We start from the raw sequence: 8,337 nt of genomic DNA on the forward strand, positions 1-8,337 counted from the left end.
GGAGTCGTACTACCTATTGGGTGGCGACCTACCGACGTTCACGGTCACGGGAGACGAGTTGCAACGATACCTAAAACTCGAAGATACGGCGGTCGTCTACGACCACGACCTGTACTGGTCGTCCGACGTCGATGTCCGCCGCGACTTCTCGTAACGCCCTTCCGTTCTCCGGCCCTACCGACGGGCAATGACGCAGACGAACGCGGTCGAACGAGCCTTCGGCCTGCACGACGGCTTCGAACCGGACGACGACGGCTATCTCGTGACCACGACGCCGTTCGACGGACGCGTTACCGTATCCGACTCCATCCAAGTGACCGTCAGAATGCCGATGATTTCGGGCGTCGTGGCGGACGATTCGGTCGCCGACGTCGTTGAAACCGGCTGGTTCGAAACGCTCGAACTCCGACTGGAAGACGCCCACACGGTCGTTTCCTCGGACGACGCGACGCCACCGACGATAACGCGAGATGGTGACGAAGTAGTCCTCGAAGTCGAGTTCTCGGGGTATCCCGACAAAGCGGCCGAGAACGCGAAGGCGGTCGTAGATTTCGCGGAGGGGACGTGGATGCAGGGTCTGATTCCCGGCTACGACTACGACGAACCCGCCGCGGGGATGTTGAACCGGGCACACCAATCCTACGACTAACGGTCGGCTATCGGTCGTGTGGCAGTCGAGCGACGTCCGAAGCGTATGAATCGGACGAACGGCATCCGAACGGCGTACAAAGAGGACGAACGGCGTCGTTTTGCGATTCTCTCGGCTCTGGATGTCAGTCCATCGAGATGTACGTCTGGGTGTCCTCGACGCCCTGCACGCCCTGAATTCCGTCGGCAGCGACGGTCTTCACTTCGGCGGGTTTCTCGACGTCCACCTTCACGATGAGGTCCACGTCGCCCGCGACGATGTGAACGTCCTCCACGCCGTCGATATCGAGGATTTCGTTCTTCAACCGGTCCGCCTCGCCCGTATTCGCCTTGACCATGATGTATGCGGCGACCATCTCAGACACCCCCCGCTCCCGCGGCCGCTCGACTGCCGTCGCCGACGAGTATCTTCCGAACGTCGTCCAACACCGCGAAATCGGCGAGGACGGCTACCCTGTCGCCGACTTCGAGGGAGTCGTCCGGGAGCGGAATGCCGATCCGCTCGTCGTGCTTGCCGAACGCGAGGATGCGCGAGTTCGCGGGGAGTTCGAGTTCGCTGATGGAGTAGCCGCGCATGGGTGACTCCTCGGTGATGGTGAGTTCGACCACCTGTAAGTTCTGGGCGATATCGGCGATGGCGCGGATGTTCCCGCCGAGGAGGGCGTTTTTCGCACCGATGGCTCCCAGTCGCTCGGGGTAGACCACTTCGTCCACGTCGCTGGCGAACTTCCGGTAGATGTCCTCCCGGTAGTCGTTGTCGATGCGCAGAATGGTTCGACAGCCGTGGTGTTTGCCGACCATGCAGGCCGCGAAGTTGACGTTTAGGTCCCCCGTCAACCCCCCGAGGGCGTCCGCGGTGTCGAGGTCCGCCTGTTCGAGGACCGACTCGCGCGACCCGTCGCCCTCGATGACCTCGAAGTCGTCGGTGCGCGCACGCTTCGCTTTGTTCGCGTCGTTTTCCACCAACACGACCTCGTGCCCCTCTTCGCGGAGGACGCGAGCGGTTCGCAGGCCGACCCTACCTGCACCTATGATAACGAATCGCATGTCACTCCGTACGATAGAGGGGTTGAATAAGCTTTCTCCGACGCGAGTTCCGGTTGATTTCGGTCACGTGTCGGGGACGGACGACGAAAAACCGGTCGGACGAGAGCGGTCTCACACTACGGAAAGACGTTTACGTTCGACCGAAAAACGTTGAATCGAAATGCCCCAGCAGTCCTCCAATGCAGTGGCAGTCGCGGATTCGGTCTCCGCGATGCTGTACGAAATCGCGGGATGGTTGATGGTGGGATTCGGTTCCTTTTCCGCACTCGGTGCCATCGCTGCCCTTCTGGAGCACGGGGATGCAGTTCCAGCGGTCATTTTAACTGTCGTTGCATTCCTCTTTCTCACGTTCGGTGTGGCGGTGAATCCGTCCCTTCGCCGAAAAATCGCCCGTCGTCGCGGCCTCTCCGGGTTCGGTCGCGTTTCGTCGGTGGACGACGGGGTGATTCATCCCGACGAGGATTGTCGGGAGCGGTGTGTCGCCTGTGACTCGCGTGTGAACGCGGGCGTCGAACGACGGTTCCGTGAGGAGTTCGTCGTCGCCGGTCTCCCAGTGACCACCTTGACCGAGGGCTACAATCACTACTGTCTCGACTGCGCGAGCGAGGAGATACTCGGATTGGGCCGGACGAACGCAGACGCTCGACGCGGCGACCGGGAGTCAAATCGGGAAGACGAGCTGGCGACCGACCGGTGAGAGCTCGTCGCCCGAAGCGGGGTGGATTTCGCTCCGGGCAAAGGTTTTTCTCGCATGATAGAGTATCACACGGCATAATGGTGCACGCGTTTATCATGGTGAACACGGCCGCCGGAAAGTCCCAAGGGTTGCTCGAATCGGTGCGCGGCCTGGCGAACGTGGGGGAGGCGCACATCGTCGCCGGGGACTTCGACATCATCGTCGAGGTGGACACGGACGAGGTGTACGAAGTACTCCAAACCTCCTCGTCCGATATTCAGGGACTCGATGGCGTCGTGGACACCAAAACGTACATCGCTATCGACTGATTCGTTCTCCCGAGCGCGGCTTTCGCTGCCCTTCTCAGTGTTCCAGTTCGTACACGTCGTGGTCTTCGAGGAACGAGTCCAGCCATTCGCGCTGGTCGCGGAGTCGCGGGGGCACGTCGGCGTACACCCGGTCGAACACGTCGTGCGGGTCGGGGTCCTCGACGGCTTCCGCTTCCTCGACGGCCTCCGCAAGGAGTTCGTCCGCCTCGTCGTAGGCCTCCTCGACGAACTCGTCGTCGATGACACCCTGCTCGCGGAGCCACGTCTCGTAGCGGTCGAGGGGGTCCGCCGTCCGCCATTCGGGGAGGTCCTGTTCCACGTCCTCGTACTTGCTCGGGTCGTCGCTCGTGGTGTGGGCACCTTGTCGGTAGGTGAGACTCTCCACGAGGACCGGTTTTCCCTTCCGGGCGGAGTCGAGCGCGTCGGCGACCGTTTCGCGGACCGCCAGCGGGTCGTTGCCGTCCACCTGCACGCCCTCGAAACCGTAGGCCTCCGCCTTCACGGCGATGCTGTCGCTCGCGGTCTGCTTGTGTCGCGGGAGGCTGATGGCCCAGTTGTTGTTCTCACAGAAGAAGACGACCGGCGCGTCGAACACGCCCGCGAAGTTCAGCCCTTCGTGGAAGTCGCCCTCGCTTGTCGCACCGTCGCCGAAGTAACAGAGAACGGCGTCCTCGTCGCCGCGGTAGTTCATCGCCATGCCGCGCCCGCCGCGTGGGGATTTGCGTGGCGATGGGTACCGCTTGGGGAACGTCGGGATGTCGTGTTCGGAGTTGAACTCCGGTCGTCCGCGGCGGAACAGCAAGATGTCGCTGATGGGGACGCCGCGTGCGACCTGCATCCCGTTCGAGCGATAGGTCGGGAAGAGCCAGTCGTCGTCGGCCATCGCCAGCGCGGCACCGACTTGTGAGGCTTCCTGTCCGCGGTACGGCGGCCAACTGCTCATCCACCCGCGTCGTTGGAGCGCGATGGCGCGCTCGTCGAATCGCCGGGCGAGAACCATCCGTTCGAACGTCTCCCGGGCGGCTTCCGCGGAGAACGGCGTTTCATCCAATTCGCGTTCCCCGATGATTCGGTTCATGCCTGCGGGGATGTATCGCGGTTTCAAAGTCGTTCCGAAAGCGGTTACCTCGACTAGCGGACGGTGCCGTTGTTGGAGCAAACTGCAACTTCGACGGGAGTTCAGGCGACGAACCGCCGATAGCCGTCACGAGCGAGTTTCCCTGCCCCGCCCACCGTCAGCACCGCCGCGCCGACCACGACCGCGCTGTGAACGCCCGCCACAGTCGGGAACGAGGTGTACTTTCCGAGAACGAGCAGGACGGTGGCGAGAAGCCACAGGACGTAGAGCCCGAGCGCGAACCGGCGGAGGGAGTGGTTCATCGTCCGTTATTGTTGGTGAGATGGAACAAATATCTTCCGCACCGAATCCGTCGAAAAGAGTCCTGCCGCCGTCACGGAAGCGGGCAGATGCTCGCCGTCAGCATCGCCACGTCGTCCGAGTCGTTGCGCGCGCCGTGGACGACGCCGCGCTCGTGGAGCACGACGCCGGGAGCCGAGACCGTCTCTTCCTCGTCGTCCTGAATCACCGTCACCTCGCCGGAGATGACGTGAAAGACGTTCGTGCTGTCGCCGTGTTCGTGCGGGCTGAGTTCCGCGCCGGGACCTAGCGCGAAGGCCTTCACGAGCACGTCGTCGGTGACGACCAGTTCGTCGGTCAGCACCTCGCCGTCGTCCGGGTCGAGGTCCGGAGTGCGGTCCAACACGCTCATTCCTCCGCGTATTCGGCGTTGTCGCCGACGAACCCGGATTTGAAGCTGATCCACGCCAGCACGCTGATGAAGAGCATCGGCGGCAGGATGGCAAAGCCCCACAGCGGGTTGAGTCCCCATCCGAGGATGAGCACGAGGTCGAACAGCCCGAGCGCGAGAAACGGAAGGACGGCTTTCGTCGCGCGCCACCGGTCGATGTCGCGCGTCTCGGTCGGCAGTGGCGTTCCCATAGCAGGAGTTGCGTCTCGCACGACCAAAAATCACCCGTTCACGCTCAAGTGGCTGGCCGTCGTGGGTCCGATATGGTAACGCAACTCGCGGACGACGTGTGGTGGCTCGACCTCGGGAGCGTGAACTGCTATCTCGCCGACGACGGCGGCGACCTGACCCTCGTGGACGCCGGGACGCCCTTCGACAGCGGCGACATCATGCGCGGCGTGCGGGAGGTGGGGTACTCCATCAACGACGTGGACCGAGTGCTGCTCACGCACTACGACTTCGACCACGTCGGGTCGCTCGCGCGTCTGCCCCTCAACGCGCCGGTGTACGCCGGGGCGGCGGACGCGCCGCTGCTCTCGCGCGCGGACGCCCCCGACTGGCACAATCACAAGGGAGCGCTCCAGCGCGTGACCCGACCGCTCCTCTCCAGTCCCGACGAGGAGGTTCGTCCCATCGAGGACGGCGACGAAATCGGGAGTTTCACCGCCTACGCCACGCCGGGCCACTCGCCGGGACACACGGCGTACGTCAGCGAATCGCTTAGCGTGGCCTTCCTCGGCGACCTCGTGCGCGAAAACCACGGGAAACTCGAACCCTCCTCGTGGGCCATCAGCTACGACACCGAAGCGGTCTACGACAGCATCGTCTCGCTCGATTCCCGAACGCCGGAGTTCGAGGTTGCCGCGATGGGCCACGGCGTCCCCTTCCTCCGCGAGGGGAGCGAGCGACTGCGCGAACTCGTCGCGTCGATGTGAGTCGAACGCATGCGAGAGGGGATGGGAACCATCCCGACCGCCAGTCGAGCAAACAACGTGGCGCGCGCTTGCGGGGCGGCGAGGACAGTGAGGTTTCGAAGAAACCTCGAAAGTGAGCGGCGTCGCCGCGAACCATCTCGTCCGAGCCGTCCCGGTGAAGCGTGCGAGGTCTTCGTGAGTGACAACGGAACGAACGAATGGCTCGTCAGAGCAACGCTCTGACGGTGGGTGACTGAGCGGATGCGAAGGAATCGGTTGGGGAGGGAGTGGCCGATGCGGTGCGGTCTCATTGACGTCTGTACTTGCAGTCACAGCAACACCAGCCACGAGTTAGAGAGTGGACAAGGACTTTCGAAAATCTCGTATCCAAAAGTGACCGACAGCGGCAACACGACGATATCCCCAGAACAAATCCCGAATCGAACGAAAACAACGCGAGAACGCACTTCGTATTCGTCACTCCCGTTCAATCCGTCACATTCGCTGGTACATCCCCGCGAAGCGGGAGCCGTGTACTCGAAGCCGAACTGCTCGTAGAATCCCTCCACGTCGGCCATGAGGTTGACGTAGGCTCCTTCGGGTGCATTTTCCTCCAGATATTCCATCAATCGCTCCATCATACGGGACCCAAGCCCCTGCCGCTGGTGGTCGGGGTGGACCGCCATGTCGCCGATCTGGTACACCGACCCGCCGTCGCCGATGATGCGGGCCATGCCGACGACCTCGCCGGTTTCGTCGTCTACGACCGTCACGCCGAACACGGAGTTCGGCAAGCCTCGTTCGACCGCCTCCAAACTCCGGGGTGCCATGCCCGCGGCGTCGCGGAGGGCGACGAACTCCTCGGGTGTCGGTAGCTCGTCACGGACTTCGTAGCGCATGCAAAATCCTCGTTCGGATGGGGATTAACCCTGCCCCTTCCGGCCGATACCGTCGCTTTTTCGCCCCGGTCGTCGCGCGTGTCGCCCAGGGTGTGCGACCGCGTGTACTCTCCCGGTTAGACCGTCCCGGCTAGGCCGCCAACTCCTCGGCGACCGCGCTCGCATCGAGGAGGTTCGGGTCCACGATGAGATCTGCCTGACTCCGAGCGAACTCGGGGATGGACTGCTCGTCGTAGACGACGACGCGAACGTCCGGGTTCACGTCCTTTGCGACCGCGATGGCCGTGGCCTGTCCGACGTCCGTGAGGACGAAGAGGTCGGCCTCGGTGATAGCCGCGTCTTCGAGCGCGGGGCGGGAGGCGACGCCGTTGACAGCCGTCAGTTCGACGCCCTCGGCTTCGAGGGCGCGACCGAGTTTACCGTCGTCGGGACCTGCGATGACTGCACGCATCACTCGTACTCGATGGTCGCCGGGGGCTTATGTGTCACGTCGTAGACGACGCGGGCGACGTTCTCGTTCTGGCCGGTGATGCGCGACTGAATCCGCTGGAGCGTCTCCCAGTCTATCTCTTGCGCTCTGGCGGTCATGCCGTCGCGCGATTCGACCGACCGCACTGCGACAATCCAGCCGTGAACGCGGTTGTCGCCCTTGACGCCCGTCGCCTTGCCGACGACGGCGGCGAACGCCTGCCACGGGTCGTACTCCTCCAGTTCCTCCTCCACGACGTGGCACGCCTCGCGTGCGACCTGCGCCTTCTCGGGCGTGACCTCGCCGATGACGCGGACGGCCAGTCCCGGTCCGGGGAACGGCATGCGCTCGGCGATGATTTCTTCCATGCCGAGGGCGCGAGCGACCTCGCGCACCTCGTCCTTGTAGAGGTCGCGGACGGGTTCGACGATGCCGTCGAAGTCCACCACGTCCGGCAGGCCGCCGACGTTGTGGTGGGACTTGATGCCGCCCTCACTCTCGATTCGGTCGGGGTAGATGGTCCCCTGCACGAGGTAGTCCGCGTCCGTGACCCGCGCTTCGCGCTCGAACTCGCGGATGAACTGCTCGCCGATGACCTTCCGCTTCTCCTCGGGGTCGGTGACGCCAGAAAGCGCGTCGAAAAAGCGGTCTTCGGCTTCCACGACCTCCAACGAACTCATGTAGGAGAACGTCTTGCGAATCTGGTTCGTCTCGCCCTTGCGCATCAAGCCGGTATCGACGTAGACCGGCGTGAGTTGGTCGCCGATGGCCTTGTACGCGAGTCCGGCGGCGACGGACGAATCGACGCCGCCCGACAGCGCGATGATGGCGTGCGAGTCGCCGACCGCTTCTCGAATCTCCGCGACCGCTTTCTCGATGAACTTGCCGGTTTCGACCATCAGGCTTCCACCTCCTCACGCTGCTCGGCTTCGTCGAGGACCGCATCGAGCAGGCCGACGAACGGCGGACTCGCGCGGTCGGGACGGGAGCGGAACTCGGGGTGGAACTGCGTCCCGAAGAAGTACGGGTGGTCGTTCATTTCGAGGATTTCCATCCGGTTTCCGGCACTGCCGGAGAAAACGAGGTCCTCACCCTCGAAGTCCTCGAAGTACTCGGGGTTCACCTCGTAGCGGTGGCGGTGGCGCTCCGTGCAACTCGTCGCGCCGTAGACGTCCTCCGCGAGCGTTCCTGATTCGATGTCGGTTTCGTGCGCGCCGAGGCGCATCGTCCCGCCCATGTCCTCCACCTCGTACTGTTCGGGGAGGATGTCGATGACGGGGTGCGGCGTGTCGGCGTCCAGTTCGGCGGAGTTCGCGTCGTCCAGTCCGAGGACGTTCCGGGCGTACTCCACGACGGCCATCTGGAAGCCGAGACACAGGCCGAGGAACGGCACGTCGTTCTCGCGCGCGTAACGGATGGCCTCGATTTTGCCTTCGGTTCCGCGACTGCCGAACCCGCCGGGGACGACGATTCCGTCGGCCTCCTTGAGGCGTTCCTCGTGGTCGTCGTCCATCTCGTCGGAATCGACCCAGAGGACGTTGACGTCC

The 8,337-nt window shown here is 63.7% G+C and carries 13 protein-coding genes and 1 pseudogene; 4 read left to right on the forward strand and 10 right to left on the reverse strand.

The window, feature by feature from the left end; all coding sequences use genetic code 11:
• Positions 1 to 187: 187 nt before the first annotated feature.
• Positions 188 to 649 (forward strand): DUF5813 family protein, encoded by a 462-nt coding sequence (locus BG842_RS08160; RefSeq protein ID WP_069450389.1) that lies wholly within the window; start codon positions 188 to 190, stop codon positions 647 to 649.
• Between the two features lie 124 nt (positions 650 to 773).
• Here the strand turns inward: BG842_RS08160 and BG842_RS08165 are convergent, their stop codons facing one another.
• Together BG842_RS08165 and BG842_RS08170 are read right to left on the reverse strand one after the other, a co-directional pair.
• Entirely contained in the window at positions 774 to 1,004 is a 231-nt protein-coding gene (locus BG842_RS08165) for an Lrp/AsnC family transcriptional regulator (protein ID WP_069450390.1), read from the reverse strand.
• Position 1,005: 1 nt separating this feature from the next.
• Entirely contained in the window at positions 1,006 to 1,695 is a 690-nt protein-coding gene (locus BG842_RS08170; protein ID WP_069450391.1) for a TrkA family potassium uptake protein, read from the reverse strand.
• A gap of 184 nt (positions 1,696 to 1,879) precedes the next feature.
• Here BG842_RS08170 and BG842_RS08175 point away from each other — a divergent pair, with 184 nt between their 5' ends.
• Positions 1,880 to 2,392, forward strand: coding sequence for a hypothetical protein (locus BG842_RS08175; RefSeq protein WP_083252474.1), 513 nt, complete (start codon positions 1,880 to 1,882; stop codon positions 2,390 to 2,392).
• A gap of 77 nt (positions 2,393 to 2,469) precedes the next feature.
• Positions 2,470 to 2,700, forward strand: coding sequence for an Lrp/AsnC ligand binding domain-containing protein (locus tag BG842_RS08180; RefSeq protein ID WP_007976958.1), 231 nt, complete (start codon positions 2,470 to 2,472; stop codon positions 2,698 to 2,700).
• 34 nt (positions 2,701 to 2,734) lie between these two features.
• Here the strand turns inward: BG842_RS08180 and BG842_RS08185 are convergent, their stop codons facing one another.
• The 4 genes from BG842_RS08185 to BG842_RS08200 form a co-directional block, all read right to left on the reverse strand.
• Positions 2,735 to 3,778 (reverse strand): thiamine pyrophosphate-dependent enzyme, encoded by a 1,044-nt coding sequence (locus BG842_RS08185; RefSeq protein WP_069450393.1) that lies wholly within the window; start codon positions 3,776 to 3,778, stop codon positions 2,735 to 2,737.
• 101 nt (positions 3,779 to 3,879) lie between these two features.
• Positions 3,880 to 4,080: a hypothetical protein gene (locus tag BG842_RS08190; RefSeq protein ID WP_069450394.1), complete on the reverse strand. Its 201-nt coding sequence runs from the start codon at positions 4,078 to 4,080 to the stop codon at positions 3,880 to 3,882.
• A 71-nt stretch (positions 4,081 to 4,151) separates the two neighbouring features.
• A complete protein-coding gene (locus BG842_RS08195; protein ID WP_069450395.1) occupies positions 4,152 to 4,469 on the reverse strand; it encodes a cupin domain-containing protein in 318 nt (105 codons plus the stop codon).
• Positions 4,466 to 4,699 (reverse strand): hypothetical protein, encoded by a 234-nt coding sequence (locus tag BG842_RS08200; protein ID WP_007976967.1) that lies wholly within the window; start codon positions 4,697 to 4,699, stop codon positions 4,466 to 4,468. Before BG842_RS08200 ends, BG842_RS08195 begins: the two co-directional genes overlap by 4 nt.
• A gap of 72 nt (positions 4,700 to 4,771) precedes the next feature.
• On the opposite strand from BG842_RS08200, the gene BG842_RS08205 reads away from it, so the two are divergent.
• Positions 4,772 to 5,443 (forward strand): MBL fold metallo-hydrolase, encoded by a 672-nt coding sequence (locus BG842_RS08205; protein ID WP_069450396.1) that lies wholly within the window; start codon positions 4,772 to 4,774, stop codon positions 5,441 to 5,443.
• A gap of 491 nt (positions 5,444 to 5,934) precedes the next feature.
• Here the strand turns inward: BG842_RS08205 and BG842_RS08210 are convergent.
• The 4 genes and pseudogenes from BG842_RS08210 to BG842_RS08225 all read right to left on the reverse strand — a co-directional run.
• A pseudogene (locus BG842_RS08210) lies at positions 5,935 to 6,321 on the reverse strand (GNAT family N-acetyltransferase); the annotation flags it as partial.
• A 130-nt stretch (positions 6,322 to 6,451) separates the two neighbouring features.
• A complete protein-coding gene (locus BG842_RS08215) occupies positions 6,452 to 6,772 on the reverse strand; it encodes a CTP synthetase (protein WP_069450397.1) in 321 nt (106 codons plus the stop codon).
• The gene (guaA, locus tag BG842_RS08220; protein ID WP_069450398.1) at positions 6,772 to 7,689 is read right to left on the reverse strand and encodes a glutamine-hydrolyzing GMP synthase; all 918 of its coding nucleotides are present in this window, start codon (positions 7,687 to 7,689) and stop codon (positions 6,772 to 6,774) included. Before guaA ends, BG842_RS08215 begins: the two co-directional genes overlap by 1 nt.
• On the reverse strand, positions 7,689 to 8,337 hold a 649-nt coding region (locus BG842_RS08225; protein WP_175424106.1), incomplete at its 5' end, for a gamma-glutamyl-gamma-aminobutyrate hydrolase family protein. The genes BG842_RS08225 and guaA, both read right to left, overlap by 1 nt.

This window comes from Haladaptatus sp. W1 (genome assembly GCF_001723155.1).
Classification (GTDB): domain Archaea; phylum Halobacteriota; class Halobacteria; order Halobacteriales; family Haladaptataceae; genus Haladaptatus; species Haladaptatus paucihalophilus.